This window comes from Paraburkholderia sp. SIMBA_053, assembly GCF_046534895.1.
Classification (GTDB): Bacteria; Pseudomonadota; Gammaproteobacteria; order Burkholderiales; family Burkholderiaceae; genus Paraburkholderia; species Paraburkholderia caledonica.
In genome coordinates this window covers 1-266 of sequence record NZ_JAWRXU010000827.1, presented here as the reverse complement: position 1 = coordinate 266, position 266 = coordinate 1, and the positions used below count along the sequence as shown (strand labels likewise).

1 pseudogene is annotated in these 266 nt (G+C 62.0%); it reads right to left on the bottom strand.

Annotated elements, in window-relative coordinates:
- Window positions 1–266 (bottom strand): annotated as a pseudogene (locus tag SB753_RS37890) (DNA ligase D); the annotation flags it as partial.

The window sequence follows — 266 nt, the reverse complement described above, 5'->3', positions numbered from 1 at the left end:
AGTGCGACTGCAGTCCGAGTTCGTCCAGCACAACCCGCGTAAGCGTTGCGGCTTCAACCATAACGCTCCAGTCGAGTTGCGGATCGGGGTCGAGATCGAGAATGAAGCGGTCGGGATGATCGAGGTCGGGCGCAGTCGCGTTCCACGCGTGAATCTCGATCGTGTTGAGTTGGGCAAGCTCGAGCAGTGCTTCCCGCGTGTTCGCGACGAGCAGCGGCGCATGACCGGGGTGCATCGACTCCGGCAGCTGCGTAACGGCTTTCAGG